The following is a 21,999-nucleotide window of genomic DNA, read 5'->3' as shown; positions in this document are numbered from 1 at the left end:
TGTAACCCATTCATTGGCCGACCAAGGTAAAGTTCTGGGAGAGCCGTCCCGAGGAGCACTGATGTCCGGAACCGACCCCGTCTGTACCGACCCCGTCTGTACCGAGCCCCGCGCCGCGGCGCCCACCGGTGTGTGCGGCGAACCGCTGCCGGACGCCGCGCGCGGCGGGCCCGTCAGCCACACCCTGGCGCGGGTCGCCCGGATGCACCGGATCGCCATGGGGAGGCGGCTGCGGGAGCTCGGCCTCTACCCGGGGCAGGAGCTGATGATGATGCGCCTGTGGGACTCCGGGCCGGTCCGCCAGTCGGAGCTGATCCAGTCCCTCGGGCTCGACCCCTCGACGGTGACGAAGATGCTCCAGCGGCTGGAGCAGTGCGGCCATGTCCGCCGCCGCCCGGACCCCGCCGACCGGCGCGCGGTCCTCGTCGAGGTGACGGACAAGGGCCTGGCACTGCGCACTGGGGTCGAGGGCGCCTGGAAGGGCCTGGAGGACCTATCGCTCGGCGGGCTCGCCCAGGCCGACCGGGCGGAGCTGGCCCGCCTGCTCGGGCTCGTCGCGGAGAACCTGTACGAGGAGGCGGGCGAGGAGGGCGACTGCCCGCCGCTGCCGAAGAACTGCTGACGCCGGGGGCGGGGCGCCCGGCGGTGCGGCGTGCTCAGCCAGCCAGGACGTCCAGGACGCGGTCGACGTCCGCCGCCGTGTTGTAGAGGTGGAACGAGGCCCGCAGGTTGCCCGCGCGGTCGGAGAGCAGCACGTCGGCGTCGCGCAGCGCGTCCGCCCGGTCGCCGAGGCCGGGGATCGCGACGACCGTCGAGTCGTCCATGACCGGCGTGTGGCCGAGCTCGACGAGTCCGGCGCGGAAGCGGGCCGCGAGCCCCTTGTCGTGGGCCTCGATACGGTCGATGCCGATCTCTTCGAGCAGCGCGAGCGAGCGGGCCGCCCCGTGGTACGAGAAGAAGGCCGCGGGCTCGTCGAAGCGGCGTGCGGAGCGGGCCAGTTCGCGGACCGGGCCGTACACGTTCGCCCACAGCTCCTCGCCCGTGACCCAGTTGGCGTGGATCGCGAGCAGCGAGTCCTGCGCCTCCTCGGTGACGGTGAGGAAGGACGCCCCACGCGGGCAGAGCAGGTACTTGTACGCACCGGCGACCGTGTAGTCCCAATCCCCCGCGTGCAGCGGCAGCCAGCCGGCCGACTGCGTGGCGTCCAGGAGCGTCCGGGCACCGTGGGCGGCCGCCGCGGCCCGTACCGCCGCGAAGTCGGCCGTGCGGCCGTCCGCCGACTGCACGGCGGAGAAGGCGACGAGCGCCGTCTCGGGGCGGACGGACTCGGCGAGCCGGTCCAGGGGCACGAAGCGGACCTTGAGGTCGCCGCGGATCGTGAACGGGGTGATGACGGAGGCGAAGTCGCCCTCGGGGAAGAGGATCTCGGAGCCCGCGGGCATCGACTGGGCGATCATTCCGCAGTGCACGGCGACGGAGCTGCCGACGGAGACGCGCTCGTGCGAGACGTGGGCGAGCCGCGCGAAGGCCGCCCGTGCCTCGTCGACGATCGCGAAGCTGCCCGCGCCGTCGGAGCGGCCGTCGGCGGTCTCCTCCGCGAGGAGCGTGACGGCATCGATCGTCCGGCGGGGCAGCAACCCGCAGGCGGAGGTGTTGAGATAGGTCTTCTTGGGCGCGAACTCGGCGCCGCCGAGCGGCTGATGCAGGGAATCCATGCCCCCACCCTGGATCCCCCACGATCACCCGTCAATGGCGTTTCGACCGTGGGGAATCTCCAAGATGCCCTTATCCGCGCAGGTCAGGATGGGTGCGCGTGCACCGGTCAGGCCTGCGGCACATCGCAGCCGTCCGGGCCGCAGGCGTCGGCGCCGGCGCCGGCGGTGCCGCCGACGGGCTGGAGGGCGCGGCCCTGCCAGGCCTGCTCCAGGGCCTGGGTGAAGACCTCGGCGGGCTGGCCGCCGGAGACGCCGTAGCGGCGGTCGAGGACGAAGAACGGCACGCTGTTGGCGCCGAGTTCGGCGGCCTCGCGCTCGTCCTCCCGTACGGCGTCGGCGTAGGCCGAGTCGTCGGCGAGGACGGCCCGGACCTCGGCCTCGTCGAGACCGGCCTCGACGCCGAGCGTCGCCAGGGTCTCGGTGTCGAAGACGGAGCGCTCCTCGGCGAAGTTGGCGCGGTAGGCCAGGTCGAGCAGCTCGCTCTGCCGGCCGCGGGCCTTGGCGAGGTGGAGCAGCCGGTGGATGTCGAAGGTGTTGCCGTGGTCGCGGCCGTCGGTGCGGTAGCCGAGGCCCTCGGCGTGCGCGTTGTCGGCGACGTGCTGCTCCATGGCGCGGGCCTCGTCGAGGGTGCGGCCGTACTTCTTCGCCAGCATCTCCAGGACCGGGCCGGTGTCACCCTTGGCGCGGTGGGGGTCGAGCTCGAACGAGCGGTGCACGACCTCGACGTCGTCGCGGTGGGCGAAGGCGGCAAGACCCTTCTCGAAGCGGGCCTTTCCGACATAGCACCAGGGGCAGGCGATGTCGGACCAGATCTCGACGCGCATGGGACTTCTCTCCGAGGGGTTGCCGGTGGGGGTGTTCGTCGACGGGAACGCCTCCACCGGCCCGGTTCATTCCGTTTCCGGCGCCAGTGTGAGGCGGAGCACGAGGTGGTTGCCGGAGCGCGGGGAGTCCGGGTCGGGGGTCCAGCCGTGGGCCGCGTAGAAGGCCTGGGCGCGCTCGTTCTTCTCGAAGACCTCCAGGACGGCGGCGGCTACCCCCGCCGCCCGCCAGGCCTCGACGCAGGCCGCGTGGAGGGACCCGCCGACGCCCCGGCGCCAGTGGGCGGGGGCGACGTGCAGCTGACTGAGGAACATCACGCCGTCACGCTCGCCGTAGGCGGCGATCCCGGCGACCTCCCCGTCGAGCTCGGCGCACAGCACGGCCCCGCGCTCGATCGCGCCCGCCCAGCCGGTCCGGGAGCGGGCGAGCTCGTCGGGGCCCGCGTAGGCGGACTCGGGGAGGTGGCCGCGGTAGTAGGTGGCCCGGGCCTCGGTGTGGAGGGCGGTGACGGCGTCGAGATCGGCGGCGGTCGCGTATCGGATCATGAAGGTTCAGGACGCGGCGGCCCGCGCTCCGGTTCCGGGGAGCCCGGTCCGCGCGGCCAGGCGGCTGAAGGAGGCCCGGTACGCGCTCGGGGTGAGGCCGGTGCGCCGCAGCAGGTGCTGCCGGAGCGAGTCCCCCGAGCCGAGGCCGCTCGCGCGGGCGACCTGGTCCATGCCGAGGGAGGTGGCCTCCAGGAGCTCCTTGGCCCGCTCGACGCGCTGGTGGAGCAGCCACTGGAGCGGGCTGACCCCGGTCTCGGCGTGGAAGCGGCGCGAGAGGGTGCGGACGGAGGTCCCGGCGTGCCGGGCGAGGTCGGTAAGCGTGAGCGGTTCGTCGAGGCGCCCCATGGCCCACGCGCGCGTGTCGGCGAAGGAGATCCCGCGCTCGGGCGGCAGTGGGGTCTGGGTGAACTGGGTCTGGCCGCCGGGCCGTACGGGTGCGACGAGGGCGAGCCGGGCGACGGTGTTGGCGACGGCGGCGCCGTGGTCGGTGCGGATGACGTGGAGGCAGAGGTCGATGCCCGCCGCGTATCCGGAGGAGGTGAGGAGGGGGCCGTCCTGGACGAAGAGGACGTCGTCCTGGAGGTCGACGGCCGGGTGGCGCTCGGCGAGCAGCTCCCGGTACGCCCAGTACGTCGTCGCCGCCCGGCCGTCGAGCAGCCCCGCCTCGGCGAGCGCGAAGGCGCCGGTGCAGATCGAGGCGATCCGCTTGCCCGCGGCGGCGGCACGGCGCAGCGCGTCGAGGATGCGGGGGTCGGGGTCCGTGTACGAGCCGCTGCCCGCGAGGATCACGGTGTCGGCGGCGTCCACGGCGTCGAGGCCGTGCGGGACGAGCAGGTCGAGGCCGCCGGTGGTGGCGACGGGACCGGGGTCGGGGGCGCAGATGACCGTCTCGTACCCGGGCCGGCCGTCGATCTCGACCTTCCCGAAGAGCATCTCGGGAATGGCCAGGTTGAACATGGAGACGGGCGGGGCGGCGATCACGGCGACGCGCTGGACGCGTGGGACGGCGTGCGTGATCGACATGGCCAGAACCTCCGGGCATATGGCATTCCGGCCACTACTCTACGTCCGCGCCGGTCACGAAGGTGGGGACATGTCATCGACCGACCTCACCGAAGCCCCCGCCACCCGCCGCGACACGTCTGACGGAACACCCTCCCCCGGTCCGGCTCCGGCCCTGGCCGCCGCGACGCTCGGCTTCGCCCTCATCACCCTCGACACCTCGGTGGTCAACGTCGCCCTGCCCGCGATCGGCGCCGACCTGGGCACGGGCATGACCGGTCTCCAGTGGGTGGTCGACGCGTACACGCTGGTGTTCGCCGCGCTCCTGCTGTCCAGCGGGGCGCTCGCCGACCGGTTCGGGGCGGCCCGGGCGTACGGGGTCGGGGTCGTCGCCTTCACCCTCGCCTCGGCCGCCTGCGGGCTGGCCCCCGGCCTCCCCTCGCTGCTCGCCGCCCGGGCGGTGCAGGGCGCGGCGGCGGCCGTGATGCTGCCGGCCTCGCTCGCCCTGGTGCGCGAGGCGTACGGCGATCCGGAGCGGCGGGCGCGGGCGGTGTCGCTGTGGGCGGCGGGCGGGACGGTCGCGGTGGCGCTCGGCCCTGTCGTGGGCGGGGCCCTGACGACGGCCTGGAGCTGGCGCGGGATCTTCTTCGTCAACCTGCCGCTCGGGCTTCTCGCGCTCGCGCTGCTGACCCGGGTGGCGCGCTCGGAGCGGCGGCCCGCGCCGCTCGACGTGCCGGGGCAGCTGACGGCCGGGACGGCGGTCGGCGCGCTGACCTTCGCGGCCATCGAGGGCGGGACGGGGGCCTGGTGGGCGCTGGGGGTCGCGGCCGTCTCCCTGGCCGCCTTCCTGCTGATCGAGGCGCGGCGGCGCCATCCGATGGTGCCGCTGGGGCTCTTCCGGAACACGACGGTGGCGGTGGCGGTGACGGCGGGCGCGGCGAACAGCGTGGCCTTCTACGGGATGATCTTCGTCTTCAGCCTCTTCTTCCAGCAGGTGCTCGGCCTCTCGGCGCTGGGCGCGGGGCTGATGTTCCTGCCGATGACGGGGCTGCTCGCCGGGGTGAACCTCCTGTCGGCGAAGGCCGCGGCCCGGTACGGGGCGAGGCTGCCGATCGTGGTGGGCCAGGCGGTCGCGGTGGCCGGCCTGCTCGGCCTGCTCGCCGTGGACGCGGACTCCTCCCTCCCGTCCCAGGCCCTGCTGCTCGTGCCGCTGGCGCTGGGCGCGGGCTTCTCGCTGCCGCCGCTGATCGCCTCGATGATGGAGGCGGTGCCGGCGGAACGCGCGGGCACGGCGGCGGGCCTGCTCAACGCGATCCGCCAGACGGCGGGCGCGCTCGCGATCGCGGTCTTCGGCTCGCTGGCGGCCCACGACATGGCCGGCATGGAGACGGCGCTGCGGACGAGCCTGCTGATCAGCGCGGGGCTGCTCGCCCTGACGACCCTGGTCTCGCTGCGCCTGCCGGGTCGCCCGGCCCGCTGAGCGCGCTCAGGCGCCCTTGCGGTAGCGGCCCGGGGCCATCCCGTACTCCCGCTTGAAGGCCTTGGCGAAGGCGAACTCCGAGGAGTATCCGGAGCGTTCGGCCACCGCGCGGAGCGGGAGGTCGTCCGTGCGCAGGAGGCGGCCCGCCGTCGTCATGCGCCACCAGGTGAGGTACGCGAGCGGGGACCGGCCGACGAGGGCGGTGAAGCGGCGGGCGAAGGCCGCGCGGGAGAGGCCGCCGAGGGCGCCGAGTTCCTCGACCGTCCAGGCTCTGGCCGGGTCGTCGTGGAGGGCCCGGAGGGCGCCGGCGACCACCGGGTCGCTCAGGGCGGCCGACCAGCCGGCGGACCGGTCGCCGCACTCGGTGAGCCACCAGGTGCGCAGCAGGTAGAGGAGCAGGGTGTCGAGCAGGGCGGGCACGATGGCGTCGGATCCCGGCTGGGGTTCGGCGAGTTCGGCGCCGAGCAGGTCGACTGCGGCCCGCAGCCGGGGGTGGGCGCCGACCCGGGCGGGGAGGTGGACGTACGGGGGGAGCTCGGTGAGGAGCGGGTGCGCGCGGGCCCGGCTGAGCTGGTAGGCGCCGCAGAGCAGCAGGGTCTCCTCGGCGCCGACGGGCCCCCGGTCGGGCACGGTGGGCCAGGAGCCGTCGGCGGCCGGCAGGGCGTCGACGAGCGGGGTGTCGGGGCGGTCCGCGAGGCCGTGGCCGGTGCCGTGGGCGAGCAGGACGACGTCGCCGGGGCCGAGCCTGACGGGGGCGCCGTCGTCCGGGGGGATGAGCCAGGCGGTGCCCTGGAGGACGACATGGAATCCGGCGCCCTTGCTCGGGGCGAAGCGGAAGCCCCAGGGCGCGAAGCGGACCGTGCGGGAGGAGTGGGGCCGCCCGGTGCGCATGGCGGCGATGGCATCGCTCAGTACGTCCATCCCGGCACCGTACTCCTCGTCGAGGGGGGCGAGACGATCGGATATGACCGGGAGTCATGGGGATATGGATCGTCTCGCCGCACCTTCGTACGGTCGAGGCATGACGACGACAACTGGCAGGACGACCAAGGCGGTTCTGTTCCACGAGACCGGCGGCCCCGAGGTGCTGACGGTGGAGGAGGTGGCGCTGCCCGCCCCCGGGCCCGGGGAGGTGCTCGTACGGGTCGAGGCGATCGGACTCAACCGCGCCGAGGCGCTGTTCCGCGAGGGCACCTACTACTACCCGGCGACGCTGCCCGGTTCGCGGCTCGGCTACGAGGCGGCGGGCGTGGTGGAGGAGGTCGGCGCGGGCGTCACCGCCTACGCCCCGGGCGATCCGGTGATGGCGGCGGCCAACTTCGACTTCGGGATCCACGGCGTGTACGCGGAGCACGTGGTGCTGCCGGAGGAGTACGTGGTGGCCCGGCCCGAGGGGGTGGACGCGGTGACGGGGGCGGCGGTCTGGCTGACGTACTTCACCGCGTACGGCGGGATGGTCCTGACCGGTGGACTGCGGCCCGGCGACCATGTGGTGATCACGGGGGCGTCGAGCGGGGTGGGGACGGCCGCGATCCAGACCGCGCTGCGGATCGGCGCGGTGCCGATCGCCACCACGCGCGGCGAGGGCAAGCGGAAGCGGCTGCTGGAGCTCGGGGCCGCGCACGTGATCGTGACGGAGGACAAGGACGCCGATGCCCTGGTGGAGGAGGTGCGGCGGATCACGGGCGGGGCCGGCGCGGACCTGGTGTTCGACGCGATCGGCGGGCCCGGTTTCGCCCGGCTCGGGGACGCGCTGCGGCCCGGTGGCACGGCCGTGCTGTACGGCTTCCTGGACCCGCGGCCGGTCGAGCTGTCGATGAACTGGCCGCTGACCACGCACGGATACGCCAACGGGGCGCTCGCCAGGACGGAGGAGGGGCGGCGGCGCGCGGCCGGGTTCATCGGCTCGGGGCTGCGGGACGGGTCCCTGGCGCCGGTGATCGCCGAGACCTTCGAGGGTCTGGAGCGGATCACCGACGCCCATCGGCTGATGGAGTCCAACACGCACACCGGGAAGATCGTGGTGCGCGTGCGCCACTGAGGGTCAACGCCTCGGCAGGTCCAGCGGGTTGCCGTCCCGGAGCTCCGGCGGGAGCAGGTGCCCGGGGGTCGACTGGTACGTGACCGGGCGGAGCCAGCGCTCGATCGCGGTCGCGCCGACCGAGGTGCTGGTGGAGGTGGTGGCCGGGTAGGGGCCGCCGTGGTGCTGCGCGGCGGCGACGGCGACCCCGGTGGGCCAGCCGTTGACGAGGACGCGGCCCGCGAGCGGGGTGAGTTCGGCGAGGAGCGGAGCCGCGGCCTCGTCCTCCTCGGCGATGTGCAGCGTGGCGGTGAGGTTGCCCGGCAGCAGGGCGAGGACGGCGGTGACCTCCTCGCGGGAGGAGTAGCGGGCGACCACGGTGACGGGTCCGAAGCACTCCTCCAGGAGGAGGTGGTGGCCGCCGCCGGTGAGCCGGCCGGCGTCGACGGCGAGGACGCCCGCGCTGACCGTGTGCTCGCCGCCCGCGCCCGGGGTGACGGGGCTCCGCACCCCGTCGAGCGCGCCGCGCTCGGCGACCCCGGTGACGAAGGCGTCCCGCATGCGGTGGTCGAGCATGACGGCCGGTTCGGTCTCGCTGACCCTGGCGGTGAGGGCGGCGAGGAAGCGATCGCCTGCCTCGCCGCGGGGGGCCAGGACGAATCCGGGCTTGGTGCAGAACTGGCCCGCGCCCAGGGTCATGGAGCCGGCCAGGCCGGCCCCGAGCTCCTCGGGGCGCTCCTCGGCGGCGGCCGGGGTGATCACGACCGGGTTGAGGGAGCCGAGTTCGCCGTGGAAGGGGATGGGTACGGGCCGGGCGGCGGCCGCGTCGAAGAGCGCCCGTCCGCCGCGTACCGATCCGGTGAAGCCCGCCGCCGCGACGAGCGGGTGGCGGACGAGCTCCACGCCCGCGTCGAAGCCGTGGACGAGGACGACGACGTCCTCGGGCAGGCCCTCCTTGGCGGCGGCCCGGCGCAGCAGCGAGGCGCAGAGTTCGGAGGTGGCCGGGTGGTCGGGGTGGGCCTTGACCACCACGGGGCAGCCGGCCGCGAGGGCGCTCGCCGTGTCGCCGCCGGGCACGGAGAACGCGAGCGGGAAGTTGCTGGCCGCGTAGACGGCGACGACGCCGAGCGGGATCTTCCAGCGGCGCATGTCGGACCGGGGCGGGGTGGCGTCCGGGTCGGGGAGGTCGATCCGGATGTCGAGGAAGGACCCCTCCGTGACGACCTCGGCGAAGGCCCGCAACTGGGCGGTGGTCCGCGCGAGTTCGCCGGTGAGGCGGACGGGCCCGAGGGCGGTCTCGGCGTCGGCGGCCTCGATGACGTGCTCGCGCGCCTCGTCGAGGAGGTCGGCCGCGGTACGGAGGAAGGCGGCCCGCACCGTGCGGTCGGCGAGCGCGTCCCGGGCGCCGTGCGCGGCCCTGACCGCCCGGTCGACCTCCTCCGCTGTGGCCTCCACCGCAACCTGCTCGCGCGGCTTCCCCGTCCGGGGGTCCACACTCCACACTGGTTCTGCCGCCACCGCCACGCCCCTGTTCGCTATTCTGAACGCCGTTCCCGTAGATGAACGCGTCTGCGAGGGACTCTATTGACGGCCCGGCCGTCTCCACAAGGGGCCCGCTCGGCCAGGTGGCCAGGGCGGGCCGGGGGCGACCGCCGGGACGACCGGACAACGGAAAAAGGGGCGAGGGTCATGGCGACTGCCGACGCGGGTGGGGCACAGGTGAAGTCCGCGGTGCGGACCGTGGAGCTGCTGGAGTACTTCGCCGGGCGCCCCGGGATGCACTCGCTCGCCGCCGTCCAGGAGGCCGTCGGCTACCCCAAGTCCAGCCTGTACATGCTGCTGCGCACCCTGGTCGAGCTGGGCTGGGTGGAGACGGACGCCACCGGCACGCGGTACGGCATCGGGGTGCGGGCGCTGCTCGTCGGCACCTCGTACATCGACGGCGACGAGGTCGTGGCCGCCGCCCGGCCGACGCTGGACCGGCTCTCCGACGACACCACCGAGACCATCCACCTCGCACGGCTCGACGGCACCAACGTGGTCTACCTGGCGACGCGCCAGTCCCAGCACTACCTGCGGCCGTTCACCCGGGTCGGGCGCCGGCTGCCCGCGCACTCGACCTCGCTCGGCAAGGCGCTGCTCGCCACCCACACCGACGAGCAGGTGCGCAAGCTGCTCCCGGAAACCCTGCCGGCGCTGACCGAGCACACGATCACCGACCGCGAGAAGCTCATCGAGGAGCTGCACGTCATCCGCGAGCAGGGCTTCTCGGTGGACCGCGAGGAGAACACCCTCGGGCTGCGCTGCTTCGGGATCGCGATCCCCTACCGGACCCCGGCGCGGGACGCGATCAGCTGCTCGGTGCCGGTGGCGCGGCTCACCCCGGCCCACGAGCAGATGATCAAGGACGCGCTCTTCGACGCGCGGGACCGGCTGACGCTGGCGACCCGCCGCCTCTGAGCCCGCCCCGACCGACAGAGGGCGTCAGCCACGCTCGGCGAGGGCCTTCTGCCAGACCGGGCTGTCCACGTAGTGGTTGTCGTACTGCTCCGAGGACGCCTTGATCTCCTCGAAGCTCGCCTCGCCGCGCATGACCCGGCCGAGGAGGCGCAGGTAGTCGAAGCGGGCCATGCCGGGCGTGAAGGCGAAGAGGACGTCCGCCTCGGCGCCGGGCGCCGCCGCGAAGGCGTGCGGGGTGTGCGGCGGGACGAGGAGGAAGTCGCCCTGCTCCAGGACGGTCAGCTCTTCGCCGACGAGGACCTGGAGCGAGCCGCCGAGGACGAAGAACATCTCCGAGGCCTTGGTGTGGAAGTGCGCCGGGGCGCCGACCGCGCCCTTCGCGAACGAGGAGCGGTAGCTCGTGAGCTGCCCGCCGGTGGTGTCGGAGTCGGCGAGGAGCGTCATCACGCTGCTCGGGTCGGCGGTGGTCTCGGCGGTGGCGGCGCGGGTCAGGAGGGGGGCGAAGGTCGCGTTCTCGTTCATGATCACTACTTTAGTGGGCCATTGACCCCGGGGAATGGGTCAATTGATCATGCAAATCATGGGTCAATTCCGTCTCGTCCCGCCTCCCCCGAGGCGGGGCGAGGCGGAGGGCTCCTCCCCCGCGCGGCGGAGACGGTTCAGCACACGGCAGGACGTGGCACCGGCACCCCTCACGGGAACGTGGAGCCATGACACCGACCGCGCACCGCCTCAGCCCGGCGCCCTCCGCCGCGTACCGCCCCACCGTCCTCCGCCGCGTGCTGCGCGTCCTCGCGATCGTCGCCTGCCTCCCGTACATCGCGCTCAAGATCGTCTGGGTGGCGGGCGGCGAACTCGGCATCCCCGCCGGGAGCGTGCTCCTGGAGCACCGGACGATGCTCGCCGTCGCCAACTCGATCTCGGTCCTCGCCGACGCTGCCGTGATCGTCCTCGCCCTGCTGCTCACCCAGGCGTGGGGCCTTCGGGTACGGGCCTGGCTGCTCGCCTTCCCGATGTGGGCGGCGACCGGACTCCTCGCGCCGATCATGGCCGGGTACCCGGCGCAGCTCGCGATCGCGCTCCTCACCGGTGACGAACGGGCCGCCGCCCCCAAAGAACCCTTCCTGGACGGCTGGGTCTTCGCCGTCGTCTACGGCGGCTTCATCCTCCAGGGCCTCGCCCTCGGCACCCTCTTCGTCCTCTACGCACGGGACCGCTGGGGCCACGTCTGGCGCGGCCGGCTCGGCGAGGTCTCGGCACGCGTCTCCGGGCCCGGCGTGAGGGCCGCCGCCCTGGCCGGCGCGGTGCTCTCGCTCGTCCCCGCGACGGTCCAGCTGATCTGGCTCTCCGGCTCGGCCAGGGGTCTCTCCGCCCAGCGGGCCGCCGAACGGGACTCCGACTTCTACGTCCTCAGCGCCATCGGGCTCGCCTTCCTCGCCGCCGCGGTCGTCTTCACCCTCCTTCTCGTCCTGCGGCGGCCCGCGCGGCTCGGGGTGCGGCCCGTCCTCGCCCTGGCCTGGGTCTCCACCGGCGCGGTGGGGTGCTGGGGCGCGTACATGTCGCTGGTCTGCCTCATGCCGGAGACCGATCCGGCCAAGCAGGTCCCGGCCCTCGCACAGCTGTCCTACGCTGGCCAGATGATCACCGGGTTCCTGCTGGCCGCGTGCGTGGCCGTCTTCCTGCGGCGGCGGAGCGCCGAGGCGTGAGGCGATGCGCGGTCGCCTTGTTCGGGCAGCGGGCCAGGCTGCGCTGGGTCCATCTGATCCTGGGCGGCGCGCTGTTCATGCCGTACTGGCTGGTCGGCACCATCGTCCTGGGGGCCTTCCTCGACTCGCCGGGCATGTTCGGCGGCAGTCTCGCCGTGCAGTTCGGGGCGTACGCGGTGGGGCTGCCGCTCGCCGCGGTCACCGCGCTCTTCCCGCTGGCCCGGCCGATGTCGGTGGCGGTGGCGCGGGCGCTCTGCGGGATTCCCGCGGACCGGCTCGCGGACGGCCCGGCCCGCGGCCGCGACGCGAAGGCCCGGACGGCCGGCTGGTTCACGCTGCACGTGGGCGCGGGCGCGCTGATCAGCGGGGCGTCCCTGGCCCTGCCGCCGTTCGCGGTGTCGGTCATGGCGCTGCCGTTCTCGCCGGCCCTGCGGGAGTCGGAGATCGGCCGGCACTGGGGGCTCGACCAGGACTGGTGGGTCTGGGCGGCGCTCCCGGCGGGCCTGCTGATGCTGCTCGCGCTCGCCGCCACGGCCGCAGCGACCGGGGCCCTGCTCGCCGGGCAGGCGCCCCGGCTGCTCGGGCCGAGCCCCATGGACCGGCTCGCGGCGGCGGAGCGGCGCGCGGCGGAGGCGGAGTCGCGCAACCGGCTCGCCCGCGAACTGCACGACTCGGTCGGCCACGCCCTGAGCGCGGTCACCCTCCAGGCGGGCGCGGCGCGCCGGGTCCTCGACACGGGCGACGCGGCCGACCTGGAGTTCGTCCGGGAGGCGCTGACCGCGATCGAGGAGACCACCCGGCGCACGGTCGGGGAGCTGGACTGGGTCCTCGGCCTGCTGCGGCGCGGCGAAGGGGCCGACAAGGGAGTGGGGCCGGGGCTCGACGCCCTGGAGGCCCTCGTGCGCGGCGCCGGACCGCGCGTGGCGCTGACGGTGAGCGGGGACCTCGCCCCCGTACCGGAGGCGCTGTCGCGGGAGGCGTACCGGATCGTCCAGGAAGGGCTGACGAACGCGGCCCGGCACGCGGGCGGCACGCCCGTCACCGTACGGCTCGACGCCCGTACCGAACAGTTGGAGATCACCATGGAGAACCCCCTGCCCGAGCGGCCCCCGGTCGCCCGACCGCACGGCGGGCTCGGCCTGCGCGGCGTCGGCGAACGGGCCCGGCTGTTCGGCGGCACCGCCGAGGCCGGCCCGGCGGACGGCGTGTGGCGCCTCGCGGTGCGGATCCCCCGGTGAGCGCGGCGGTACGGGTGGTCCTCGCCGACGACGAGCGCATGGTGCGGACGGCCCTGCGGGTCATCCTGGACGCGGAGCCCGACCTGGAGGTCGTCGGCGAGGCCTCCACGGGCGCCGAGGCGGTGTCGGTGGTGCGGGCGACGCGCCCGGACGTCGTCCTGATGGACGTGCGGATGCCGGAGATCGACGGGATCCGGGCCACCGAGCAGATCCTCGGCGGGATGGCGGAGCCGCCCCGGATCGTGGTCGTGACCACCTTCGAGAACGACTCCTACGTGTACGACGCGCTGCGCGTCGGCGCGGCCGGATTCCTGCTGAAGCGGGCGGCGGCGGAGGATCTGGTGGCCGCGGTCCGGCTGGTCGCCAGGAGCGATTCGCTGCTCTACCCGGCGGCGGTACGGGGCCTGGCCGCCGAGCACGCCCGGCGCGCTCCGGCGGCGGCGCCGCCCTGGGTGGCACGGCTCACCGAGCGGGAGGCGGAGGTGCTTCGGCAGGTGGCGACGGGCGCGACGAACGCCGAGATCGCCGAACGGATCGGCGTCGGCCCCGCGACGGTGAAGTCCCATGTGGCGGCGGTCCTGGCGAAGCTGGGCGCCCGGGACCGGACGCAGGCGGTGATCCTGGCGTACGAGTCGGGGTTCGTGCGGGCGGGGTGAGCCGGCCGGCGCTCACCGGCCACGATCCACCGAGCCCGCGAGATGAAGGTTCACTGAGAAACGGACCACATCCGGAACGTCCCCCACCGGCCCGTTCGTCCCCCCAAGTGCGATGAACAAGACGATCAGGCACACGTCGGTCTTCGTCCTGGTCCTGGTGCTCGCCCTCCTCGGGCGGGCCACCTGGGTGCAGGCGTACGAAGGCAAGGCGCTCGCGGACGACTCGAAGAACCGGCGGAAGACCATCGCGCAGTACGCGCAGCCGCTCGGCAACATCGTCGTGGCCGGTTCGCCGGTCACCGGCTCGAAGAAGACGGAAGGAGGCGATCTCGCGTACAAGCGCACCTACACGGACGGCGAGCTGTACGCGGCGGTCACCGGCTACAGCTCGCAGGCGTACGGCGCCACGCAGCTGGAGGGCATCTACGACGACGTCCTCGACGGCACCGACGACCGGCTGAAGAACCCGGTGGACGCGGTGACGCGCAAGCAGCAGGAGCCGGGCACGGTCGTCACCACGATCGACCCGGCCGTGCAGAAGGCCGGCTACGAGGCGCTCGGGAACAAGAAGGGCGCGGCCGTCGCGGTCGACCCCGCAACCGGCCGGATCCTGGGCATGGTGTCCACCCCGTCGTACGACCCGTCGAAGATCGCCGGGACGACGGACGGCGACGCCTGGCAGCAGCTGATGAGCGACGAGGACAAGCCGCTGGTCAACCGGGCCCTGCGCCAGCCGCTGCCGCCCGGTTCCACCTTCAAGCTGGTCGTCGCGGCGGCGGCCCTGGAGGACGGCCTGTACGGCTCGGTGGACACGGCGACGAAGAGCCCCGACCCGTACACGCTGCCGAACACCCGGACCGTGCTGAAGAACGAGAACGCCTCCGCGCCCTGCGAGAACGCCACGATCCGTACCGCGCTCCAGTACTCCTGCAACAACGTCTTCGCCAAGATGGCCGCCGACCTGGGCCAGGACAAGGTGAAGGCGATGGCGGAGAAGTTCGGCTTCAACGACTCCGAGCTCGACGTCCCGGTCCGCGCCTACGCGAGCGTGTACCCGTCGGGCATGGACTCCGCGCAGACGGCGCTCACCGGCATCGGCCAGTTCGACGTGACCGCGACCCCGCTCCAGATGGCCATGGTCTCGGCCGCGATCGCCAACGACGGTCTCCTGGCGGCCCCGCACATGGTGTCGGAGGTCGTCGACTCCGACGGCGACGCCCTGACCACGTTCGACGACGGGGACAGCACGCGGGTCGTCTCCTCCTCGACGGCGGAGCAGCTGCGGAGCGCGATGCGGACGGTCGTGGAGAAGGGCACCGGCACCAACGCGGCGATCTCCGGGGCCGAGGTCGGCGGCAAGACGGGCACGGCCCAGCACGGCGAGAACAACAGCAAGACGCCGTACGCCTGGTTCACCTCCTACGCGAAGGACCCCTCGACTGGGAAGCAGGTCGCCGTCGCGGTGCTGATCGAGGACTCGGGCGCGGCCCGCTCCGAGGTCAGCGGCAACGGCCTGGCGGCCCCGGTGGCGCAGAAGATGATGGCCGCGGCGCTGAAGTGACCCGTGGCGGGGGCCCGATTGGCTCTGGGCCCCCGCCACGCGATATGCAGGGGCACGCTCGTTTCCGAGCGCGCATTCGAATCACCGACGTTGTTCGCTGACCCTGCTTCCCCTCGCGGAGGACCGCCGTGCGCCTGCCCCGTTCCCTGTCCGGCTGGACCATGGCGGTCTTCGGCGTGCTCGCCGCCGCGCTCGGTGTGGTGGGCCTGGTCGCCCCGGACGCCCTGCTCACGGTCATGGGCTTCGAGCCGGTGCCCGAGGGCGGGCGGGCGGACGGCGACCACACCCTGGTCTTCCTCACGGCCTCCTCGATGGCCGCGCTCAACATGGGCGTCTACTACGTCCTGGCCGCGCTCGCCGACTGGAAGCCCTTCTTCCGCTGGACGGTCCCCTTCCGGCTCCTCACCTGTGCGGTCTTCACGCTCGCCGTCGTCACCGGCCGCGCCCCGGCCGGCTTCCTCGGCGTGGGCCTGTGGGAGGGGCTGGGGGCCGTGGTGACGGGGGCCGCGCTGCGGTACGAGAACCGCCCCGCTCGCCGTCCGCTGACGTCGGAGAGCCCCGCCCACCGGCCGGAATAGGGCAGGTGCCCGATCCGTAAGGGCCTCCTCAGAGGCCAGGCTGCTGCCATGCGTTGGTATCTGGCAGGCATCGTCGTGTCCGGATTCGGTACGACGGCCATGTGGCTGGTCTCCGGGATCTGGGTCAAGTCCCTCACCGGTTCGGACAGTCTGGCGGCACTCGCCGCCTTCGCCCTGTGGGCGCCCGTCCTCCTCGGCCCGCTGCTCGGCACGCTCGCCGACCGGGTGCGGCGGCGGCCCCTCCTCGTCGTCCTGAACGCGGCGATGGCGCTCCTGCTGCCCGTGCTCCTGTGGGTGGAGTCGGCGGACCGGGTGTGGCTGCTGTTCGCGGTGCTCGTGCTGTACGGGGCCCAGGGCGCCGTTCACGAGGCCGCCGAGCAGACGCTCGTCGCGACGACGCTCGACGAGGGGCGGCTCGGCACCTTCAACGGGCTCAGGATGACCGCGAACGAGTCGATGAAGCTGATCGCCCCGCTGGTGGCGGCGGGCCTCTTCGCCCGCTACGGAGGCGGCCCGGTCGCGCTCCTCGACGCGGCGAGCTTCGCGCTCGCGGCGGTGCTGTTCGCGCTGATGCCCGTCCGGGAGGAACGCCCCGCGCGGCCCGCGGAGCGGCACTGGTGGCGGGAGACGGCCGAGGGCGTCCGGCTCCTCCGGGCCTCGCCCGTGCTGCGGCCGCTGGTGGCGACGGGCGGGTTCACGATGCTGCTCGCCGGGGTGAACGGGGCCGCGATCTACGCCGTGGTGGACAGCGGGCTCGGGCGCTCCCCCGCGTACGCCGGTGTGCTGTACGCGGTCCAGGGCGTGGGCTCGGTCCTCGCGGGCCTGCTCACGGGCCCCCTGCTGCGGCGGGTCCCGGAGCGGGTGCTCGCCGCCGCCGGTCTCGCGCTGTTCGCGGTGGCCGTGGGCGTACGGGCGCTGCCGTACGAGGCGACGGCCCTGGCGGCGAGTGCGGTGATCGGTCTGGGAATGCCGTGGGTCCTCGTCGCCACCATGACGGCGGTCCAGCGGGAGGCCCCCGCGGAGGCGGTGGGCCGGGTGGCGGCGACCGCGCACACCCTGGTCTTCGCCCCGAACGCGCTGGCCATGGCGCTCGGTGCCGGTCTGGTCGCGGTGGTCGACGTCCGGGTCCTGCTGCCGGTCCTCGCGGTGGCGGGGACGGTCTGGGCCGCCGCGCTCGCGGTCCGGGGCGCGGGACCTGGCGGGGACATGGGCGAGGGCAGGAGCGAGAGCACGGAGGGCAAGGGGGACACGGGCCGGAGCCTGGCGGACGGGCTCGCAGTGCGGGGCGGCCAGGGGGCGGGGAGCATGGAGGGGGGCGCGTAGCGCGGCGGGAGGAGGGCAGTGTGACGGCCGGTTCCTTCCCGGAGACGGCGGGGCGGGCGGGTGTGCCGTTCGACGGCAAGGGGCTCCTCGACGTCCTCGGAGTCGCGGCCGTCGTCATCGACGCACACGGCCGCATCGTGCTGTGGAGCCCGCAGGCGGAGGCCCTCTTCGGCTACAGCGCGGACGAGGCCCTCGGCCAGTACGTGGCCCGGCTGATCGTCGGCGCCGAGCACCGCGAGGAGGCGATGCGCCTCTTCGGCGAGGTGCTGCACGGCGGCTCGACCTGGGCGGGCACCTTCCCCGTACGGCACAAGGACGGCAGCACCCGCTACGTGGAGTTCCGCAACATGCGGCTCACCGACGACCTCGGCGGTCTGTACGCGCTGGGAATCGCCGCCGACCGCGCCGTCGTCGAGCGCGTCGAGACCGGCCTCGCCCTCTCCGACCGGCTCGTCTCCCAGTCGCCGATCGGGCTCGCCGTCCTCGACACCGACCTGCGGTACGTCCTCGTGAACCCGGCCCTGGAGCGGATCAACGGCGTCCCGGCCGCGCTGCACCTCGGGCGCCGGATCGCCGACATGCTGCCGGGGGTCGACGCGGCGACCCTTGAGGCGGCGCTGCGCACGGTCCTCGCCACGGGCAGTCCGCTGCTCGACCACCAGACGACGGGGCGGACCCCGGCCGACCCCGATCACGAGCGCACCTGGTCGGTGTCCTTCTACCGGCTGGACGGGCCCGAGGGCCGCGTCCTGGGGGTCGCGGCTTCGGTGATCGACGTGACCGAGCGGCACGACGCCGACGCGGAGGCCGACCGGTCCCGGCGGCGGCTCGCGCTCATCGCGGACGCCTCGACGCGGGTCGGCACCACCCTGGAGGTGGACCGGACGGCCGCCGAACTCGCCGGGGTCGTGGTGCCGGAGCTCGCGGACATCGCGGCCGTCGACGTCCTCGACTCCGTCCTGGCGCTGCGCAGGCCCGGCGCTCCCGAGGCGGGCCCCGAGCTGTTCCGCGCGCTCGCGGTGAAGGCCTCGGGCCCGACGGAGGCCCTGCCGGCCGCGGACCCGCCCGGGGCCGTCGCCATGTACGGGGCGGACCGGCTCGTCACCCGCTGTGTGCACACCGGACTGCCGGTCCTGGTCGAACACGTCGGGCCCGGTGATCTGCCCCGGATCGCGCGGAGCCCCGAGGCGGCGGAGCAGCTCCGGCGGGCCGGGGTCCACTCGTACCTGGCGGTGCCGCTGATCGCGCGCGGGGAGGTGCTCGGCGCGCTCGACCTCAAGCGGGACCGCAATCCGCTGCCCTTCGACAGCGACGACGTGCTGCTCGCGACGGAGCTCGCGGCCCGCGCCGCGGTCAGCATCGACAACGCCCGCTGGTACCAGAGCGTGCGGAACTCGGCGGTGACGCTCCAGCGCAGTCTGCTGCCGGGCAAGCCTCCGGAGCGGGCGGGCCTGGAAATCGCCGCCCGCTACCAGCCGGCGCAGGCGTCGAGCGAGGTCGGCGGTGACTGGTACGACGTGATCGCCCTGCCCGACGACAAGACGGCGCTCGTCGTCGGGGACGTGATGGGCAGCGGGATCGACGCGGCGGCGACGATGGGGCGGCTGCGGACGGCCACCTGCGCGTTCGCGGACCTCGACCTGTCGCCGGCGCAGGTGCTGCGGCACCTGGACCGGATCACGGCGGGCCTCGAGCACTTCATCGCGACCTGCCTCTTCGCCGTGCACGATCCGCGCCTGGGCCGGATCCGGATCTCGAACGCGGGCCATCTGCCCCCCGTGCGGATCCCGGCGGCCGGCCCGGCCGAGCTGGTGCGGCTCTCGACCGGGCTGCCGCTGGGGGTGGGCGGTGTCACCTTCCGGACGGCCCGGGTCCCCTTCCTCCCGGGAGACGTGCTCGTGCTCTACACGGACGGGCTCGTCGAGACGCGCGACGAGGCGATCGACGACCGGCTCGCGGTGCTCGTGGGCCTGCTCGACGGGGCGCGCGGGCCCCTGGAGGAGACCTGCGACATGCTGCTCCAGGCGCTGCGACGGCCGGGCGCCCAGGACGACGTCGCGCTGCTCGTCGCGCGGAGCACGGGATGAACGCCCGGGCGGGCCGGGAAGGCCGGGAAGGCAAGACGGCCCGGGACGGCAAGACGGCCCGGGACGGCAGGACGGGGCTGCGGAGCGTCGCCGGCCAGGTCTTCGCCCTGGAGGCCCTGATCGCCCTCCTCGTGATCGTGGCGGCGGTGTTCATCACGTTCCAGCAGGCACGGCAGGACACCGAGCAGGACGCCCGGATCCGGTCCCTCGCGGTCGCGGAGTCCGTCGCGCGTGCCCCGGGCATCGCCGACGCGCTGACCTCGCCCGATCCGACGGCGGAGCTCCAGAAGAGGGCGGAGGAGATCCGGCTGGCCACGAGGATCGACTTCGTCGCGGTCCTGAGCCCCGACGGGGTGCGGTACACGGACTCGGACACCTCCCTCATCGGCACCAAGGCGACCGGGGACCTCTCGCGCGCGGCGGTGGACGGCAACTCCTTCACCGAGGTCTTCCGCGGCGCGCCGAACGACGCGGTACGGGCCGTGGTCCCCGTGGTGGACGACCAGGGCAGGATCGTGGGCCTGGTCAGCAGCGGCATCGAGGTGGAGAACATCGCGCAGTCCGTGGAAGGCCGGCTGCTTGTGCTCGCGGCCGCGGGGACGGGCGCGCTGGTCCTCGCCGTGGGCGGGGCGGCTCTCGTGAGCCGACGGCTGCGGCGGCAGACGCACGGCCTCGGGCCCGCCGAGATGACCCGGATGAAGGAGCACCACGAGGCGGTCCTGCACGCCGTGCGCGAAGGGGTCCTGATCGTGGGCCCCGACCACCGGCTGCTGCTCGCCAACGACGAGGCGCGCCGGCTGCTCGGTCTGTCGGCGGAGGCGGAGCGGCGGCACGTCTCGGAGCTCGGCCTCGATCCCCGTACGGTCGAACTCCTCACGTCGGGGCGGGCGGCCACGGACGAGGTGCACCGGGCGGGCGACCGACTGCTCGCGGTGAGCGTGCGCCCCACGCTCCCCGACAACGCCGAGTCCGGCAGCGTGATGACGATGCGGGACACCACCGAGCTGGCCGCCGTGACCGGCCGGGCGGCGGTGGCCCGGGGCCGGCTCCAGCTGCTGTACGAGGCGGGGGTGCGGATCGGGACGACGCTGGAGGTCGTACGGACCGCGGAGGAGCTGGCGGAGGTTGCGGTGCCGCGGTTCGCGGACTTCGCGACGGTGGAGCTCCTCGAACCGGTGCTGCGCGGGGAGGAGCCCCCGGAGGGCGCGGCGACGACGACGGAGATGCGGCGGACGGCGCTGAGCGGGCTGCGGCCGGACCAGCCGCTCCAGCCGGTCGGCGACACCATCCGCTTCGACGTGTCCAGCACTCCCATGGCGACGGCCCTGGCGGCGGGCCACGCGATGGCGCAGGCGGAGCTGGCCTCGGCGGAGGGCTGGCGGGAGCAGGACCCGGAGGGGGCGGCGCAGGCCCTCGCGTACGGGATGCACTCGCTGCTCACGGTGCCGCTGCTGGCCCGCGGGGTGGTCCTGGGGATGGCCAACTTCTGGCGCGCGGACACCCCGGAGCCGTTCGGGGAGGAGGACCTGTCGTTCGCGGAGGAGCTGGCGGCGCGGGCGGCGGTGGCGATCGACAACGCCCGCCGGTTCACGCGGGAGCACGCGATGGCGGTGACGCTCCAGCGGAGCCTGCTGCCGAGGGCGCTGCCGGAGCAGAGCGCGGTGGAGGTGGCGTACCGCTACCTCCCGGCGAAGGCGGGGGTGGGCGGCGACTGGTTCGACGTGATCCCGCTGCCGGGGGCCCGGGTGGCGCTGGTGGTGGGGGACGTCGTGGGGCACGGGCTGCACGCGGCGGCCACGATGGGGCGGCTGCGGACGGCCGTGCACAACTTCTCGACGCTCGACGTGCCGCCGGACGAGCTCCTGGGCCATCTCGACGAGCTGACGGCCCGGATCGACCACCGCGAGATGGAGGGCCCGGACGCCGAGGGGCGGCGGCGGGACGAGGGCATCACGGGTGCGACCTGCCTGTACGCGATCTACGACCCGGCGTCCGGGCGGTGCACGGTGGCGAGCGCGGGGCATCCCGGTCCGGCGCTCGTGGGCCTGGACGGGCAGGTCACGTTCCCGGAGCTGGCACCGGGGCTGCCGCTCGGACTCGGACTGGGCGACGTGCCGTTCGAGACGGCGGAGCTGTGGCTGCCGGAGGGGAGCAAGCTGGTGCTCTTCACGGACGGGCTCCTGGAGGACCGGGGGCGGGATCTGGACACGGGTCTCGCGCTGCTGGGATCCACGCTCGCGCGCCCGGACCGGACCCCGGAGCAGACCTGCGCGGACGTCCTGGCGACGCTGCTGTCGCCCTCGCCGCGCGACGACATCGCCCTGCTCGTCGCGCGGACCCGGCTGCTCGACCGGGAGCGGATCGCGGAGTGGGAGGTGACGCGGGACCCGTCGGCGGTCTCGCCCGTACGGAACGCGGCGGCGGCGAAGCTGTCGGAGTGGGGGCTCGACGGGCTCGCGTTCACGGCGGAGCTGATCCTCAGCGAGCTGATCACGAACGCGGTGCGGTACGGCGCCGATCCGGTCCGGGTGCGGCTGCTCCACGACCGCACGCTGATCTGCGAGGTCTCGGACGGCAGCAGCACGTCCCCGCACCTGCGGCACGCGACGACGACCGACGAGGGCGGGCGCGGGCTGTACCTGGTGGCGCAGTACGCGGAGCGCTGGGGCACGCGGTACGGCCGGCGCGGCAAGACGATCTGGGCCGAGCTGCGGGTGGTCGACGCGGACGCGGAGCCGCTGGCGGCGGCGGTGGTGCCGGACCTGGACGCGCTGGAGGACCTGGCCTGGTGATCCGCGCGGGCCGG

Annotated in this window: 19 protein-coding genes; 12 read left to right on the top strand and 7 right to left on the bottom strand. The window is 74.2% G+C overall.

Features of this window, described 5'->3' with window-relative positions; genetic code table 11:
• The first annotated feature begins 61 nt into the window (after positions 1 to 61).
• The gene (locus OG357_RS30390) at positions 62 to 622 is read left to right on the top strand and encodes a MarR family winged helix-turn-helix transcriptional regulator (protein ID WP_329624172.1); all 561 of its coding nucleotides are present in this window, start codon (positions 62 to 64) and stop codon (positions 620 to 622) included.
• Between the two features lie 34 nt (positions 623 to 656).
• Here the strand turns inward: OG357_RS30390 and OG357_RS30385 are convergent, their stop codons facing one another.
• The 4 genes from OG357_RS30385 to OG357_RS30370 form a co-directional block, all read right to left on the bottom strand.
• Positions 657 to 1,715 carry an aminotransferase class V-fold PLP-dependent enzyme gene (locus OG357_RS30385; RefSeq protein WP_329624171.1) on the bottom strand — a complete coding sequence of 353 codons (1,059 nt, stop codon included), beginning with the start codon at positions 1,713 to 1,715 and terminating at the stop codon, positions 657 to 659.
• A gap of 107 nt (positions 1,716 to 1,822) precedes the next feature.
• Entirely contained in the window at positions 1,823 to 2,539 is a 717-nt protein-coding gene (locus OG357_RS30380) for a DsbA family oxidoreductase (protein ID WP_329624170.1), read from the bottom strand.
• 66 nt (positions 2,540 to 2,605) lie between these two features.
• Positions 2,606 to 3,082, bottom strand: coding sequence for a GNAT family N-acetyltransferase (locus tag OG357_RS30375; RefSeq protein WP_329624169.1), 477 nt, complete (start codon positions 3,080 to 3,082; stop codon positions 2,606 to 2,608).
• Positions 3,083 to 3,088: 6 nt separating this feature from the next.
• On the bottom strand, positions 3,089 to 4,105 hold the full coding sequence (locus OG357_RS30370; RefSeq protein ID WP_329624168.1) for a GlxA family transcriptional regulator: 1,017 nt from the start codon (positions 4,103 to 4,105) through the stop codon (positions 3,089 to 3,091).
• A 70-nt stretch (positions 4,106 to 4,175) separates the two neighbouring features.
• Between OG357_RS30370 and OG357_RS30365 the strand changes: the two genes are divergently transcribed.
• Positions 4,176 to 5,564: an MFS transporter gene (locus OG357_RS30365; protein ID WP_329624167.1), complete on the top strand. Its 1,389-nt coding sequence runs from the start codon at positions 4,176 to 4,178 to the stop codon at positions 5,562 to 5,564.
• Between the two features lie 6 nt (positions 5,565 to 5,570).
• On the opposite strand, the gene OG357_RS30360 is transcribed toward OG357_RS30365, so the two are convergent.
• On the bottom strand, positions 5,571 to 6,485 hold the full coding sequence (locus OG357_RS30360; RefSeq protein WP_329624166.1) for an AraC family transcriptional regulator: 915 nt from the start codon (positions 6,483 to 6,485) through the stop codon (positions 5,571 to 5,573).
• A gap of 100 nt (positions 6,486 to 6,585) precedes the next feature.
• On the opposite strand from OG357_RS30360, the gene OG357_RS30355 reads away from it, so the two are divergent.
• Positions 6,586 to 7,605 carry a zinc-dependent alcohol dehydrogenase family protein gene (locus OG357_RS30355; RefSeq protein ID WP_329624165.1) on the top strand — a complete coding sequence of 340 codons (1,020 nt, stop codon included), beginning with the start codon at positions 6,586 to 6,588 and terminating at the stop codon, positions 7,603 to 7,605.
• A 3-nt stretch (positions 7,606 to 7,608) separates the two neighbouring features.
• Here OG357_RS30355 and OG357_RS30350 read toward each other — a convergent pair whose 3' ends face one another.
• Positions 7,609 to 9,102 carry an aldehyde dehydrogenase (NADP(+)) gene (locus tag OG357_RS30350; RefSeq protein WP_329624164.1) on the bottom strand — a complete coding sequence of 498 codons (1,494 nt, stop codon included), beginning with the start codon at positions 9,100 to 9,102 and terminating at the stop codon, positions 7,609 to 7,611.
• Between the two features lie 171 nt (positions 9,103 to 9,273).
• Here OG357_RS30350 and OG357_RS30345 point away from each other — a divergent pair, with 171 nt between their 5' ends.
• The gene (locus tag OG357_RS30345) at positions 9,274 to 10,044 is read left to right on the top strand and encodes an IclR family transcriptional regulator (protein ID WP_024761148.1); all 771 of its coding nucleotides are present in this window, start codon (positions 9,274 to 9,276) and stop codon (positions 10,042 to 10,044) included.
• 24 nt (positions 10,045 to 10,068) lie between these two features.
• Here OG357_RS30345 and OG357_RS30340 read toward each other — a convergent pair whose 3' ends face one another.
• Positions 10,069 to 10,566, bottom strand: a complete 498-nt coding sequence (locus OG357_RS30340) for a cupin domain-containing protein (RefSeq protein ID WP_267042929.1) — start codon at positions 10,564 to 10,566, stop codon at positions 10,069 to 10,071.
• A 188-nt stretch (positions 10,567 to 10,754) separates the two neighbouring features.
• Here OG357_RS30340 and OG357_RS30335 point away from each other — a divergent pair, with 188 nt between their 5' ends.
• The 8 genes from OG357_RS30335 to OG357_RS30300 all read left to right on the top strand — a co-directional run bounded on the left by OG357_RS30335 (position 10,755) and on the right by OG357_RS30300 (position 21,985).
• Complete coding sequence (locus OG357_RS30335; protein WP_329624163.1) at positions 10,755 to 11,750, top strand: hypothetical protein; 996 nt, start codon at positions 10,755 to 10,757, stop codon at positions 11,748 to 11,750.
• A complete protein-coding gene (locus OG357_RS30330) occupies positions 11,747 to 12,988 on the top strand; it encodes a sensor histidine kinase (protein WP_329624162.1) in 1,242 nt (413 codons plus the stop codon). Before OG357_RS30335 ends, OG357_RS30330 begins: the two co-directional genes overlap by 4 nt.
• Before the next feature lie 38 nt (positions 12,989 to 13,026).
• The gene (locus OG357_RS30325) at positions 13,027 to 13,644 is read left to right on the top strand and encodes a response regulator (protein ID WP_443066830.1); all 618 of its coding nucleotides are present in this window, start codon (positions 13,027 to 13,029) and stop codon (positions 13,642 to 13,644) included.
• A gap of 112 nt (positions 13,645 to 13,756) precedes the next feature.
• On the top strand, positions 13,757 to 15,205 hold the full coding sequence (locus OG357_RS30320) for a peptidoglycan D,D-transpeptidase FtsI family protein (RefSeq protein ID WP_329624160.1): 1,449 nt from the start codon (positions 13,757 to 13,759) through the stop codon (positions 15,203 to 15,205).
• 161 nt (positions 15,206 to 15,366) lie between these two features.
• Positions 15,367 to 15,783 (top strand): hypothetical protein, encoded by a 417-nt coding sequence (locus OG357_RS30315; RefSeq protein ID WP_329625744.1) that lies wholly within the window; start codon positions 15,367 to 15,369, stop codon positions 15,781 to 15,783.
• Positions 15,784 to 15,831: 48 nt separating this feature from the next.
• Complete coding sequence (locus tag OG357_RS30310) at positions 15,832 to 17,106, top strand: MFS transporter (RefSeq protein ID WP_329624159.1); 1,275 nt, start codon at positions 15,832 to 15,834, stop codon at positions 17,104 to 17,106.
• A gap of 20 nt (positions 17,107 to 17,126) precedes the next feature.
• Entirely contained in the window at positions 17,127 to 19,193 is a 2,067-nt protein-coding gene (locus OG357_RS30305) for a SpoIIE family protein phosphatase (protein WP_329624158.1), read from the top strand.
• Positions 19,190 to 21,985 carry a SpoIIE family protein phosphatase gene (locus tag OG357_RS30300; RefSeq protein WP_329624157.1) on the top strand — a complete coding sequence of 932 codons (2,796 nt, stop codon included), beginning with the start codon at positions 19,190 to 19,192 and terminating at the stop codon, positions 21,983 to 21,985. Before OG357_RS30305 ends, OG357_RS30300 begins: the two co-directional genes overlap by 4 nt.
• Positions 21,986 to 21,999: the final 14 nt, after the last annotated feature.

Origin of the sequence: Streptomyces sp. NBC_01255 (assembly GCF_036226445.1) — a bacterium.
GTDB lineage: Bacteria > Actinomycetota > Actinomycetes > Streptomycetales > Streptomycetaceae > Streptomyces.
The sequence above is the reverse complement of the archived record's forward strand: the minus strand, read 5'-3'. Positions and strand labels throughout refer to the sequence as shown.

Bases quoted from the DNA above. Each gene is read 5' to 3' on its own strand.
- OG357_RS30390 (WP_329624172.1), top strand. From the start codon at position 62: ATGTCCGGAACCGACCCCGTCTGTACCGACCCCGTCTGTACCGAGCCC.
- OG357_RS30385 (WP_329624171.1), bottom strand. From the start codon at position 1,715: ATGGATTCCCTGCATCAGCCGCTCGGCGGCGCCGAGTTCGCGCCCAAG.
- OG357_RS30380 (WP_329624170.1), bottom strand. From the start codon at position 2,539: ATGCGCGTCGAGATCTGGTCCGACATCGCCTGCCCCTGGTGCTATGTC.
- OG357_RS30375 (WP_329624169.1), bottom strand. From the start codon at position 3,082: ATGATCCGATACGCGACCGCCGCCGATCTCGACGCCGTCACCGCCCTC.
- OG357_RS30370 (WP_329624168.1), bottom strand. From the start codon at position 4,105: ATGTCGATCACGCACGCCGTCCCACGCGTCCAGCGCGTCGCCGTGATC.
- OG357_RS30365 (WP_329624167.1), top strand. From the start codon at position 4,176: ATGTCATCGACCGACCTCACCGAAGCCCCCGCCACCCGCCGCGACACG.
- OG357_RS30360 (WP_329624166.1), bottom strand. From the start codon at position 6,485: ATGGACGTACTGAGCGATGCCATCGCCGCCATGCGCACCGGGCGGCCC.
- OG357_RS30355 (WP_329624165.1), top strand. From the start codon at position 6,586: ATGACGACGACAACTGGCAGGACGACCAAGGCGGTTCTGTTCCACGAG.
- OG357_RS30345 (WP_024761148.1), top strand. From the start codon at position 9,274: ATGGCGACTGCCGACGCGGGTGGGGCACAGGTGAAGTCCGCGGTGCGG.
- OG357_RS30340 (WP_267042929.1), bottom strand. From the start codon at position 10,566: ATGAACGAGAACGCGACCTTCGCCCCCCTCCTGACCCGCGCCGCCACC.
- OG357_RS30335 (WP_329624163.1), top strand. From the start codon at position 10,755: ATGACACCGACCGCGCACCGCCTCAGCCCGGCGCCCTCCGCCGCGTAC.
- OG357_RS30325 (WP_443066830.1), top strand. From the start codon at position 13,027: ATGGTGCGGACGGCCCTGCGGGTCATCCTGGACGCGGAGCCCGACCTG.
- OG357_RS30320 (WP_329624160.1), top strand. From the start codon at position 13,757: ATGAACAAGACGATCAGGCACACGTCGGTCTTCGTCCTGGTCCTGGTG.
- OG357_RS30315 (WP_329625744.1), top strand. From the start codon at position 15,367: ATGGCGGTCTTCGGCGTGCTCGCCGCCGCGCTCGGTGTGGTGGGCCTG.
- OG357_RS30310 (WP_329624159.1), top strand. From the start codon at position 15,832: ATGCGTTGGTATCTGGCAGGCATCGTCGTGTCCGGATTCGGTACGACG.
- OG357_RS30300 (WP_329624157.1), top strand. From the start codon at position 19,190: ATGAACGCCCGGGCGGGCCGGGAAGGCCGGGAAGGCAAGACGGCCCGG.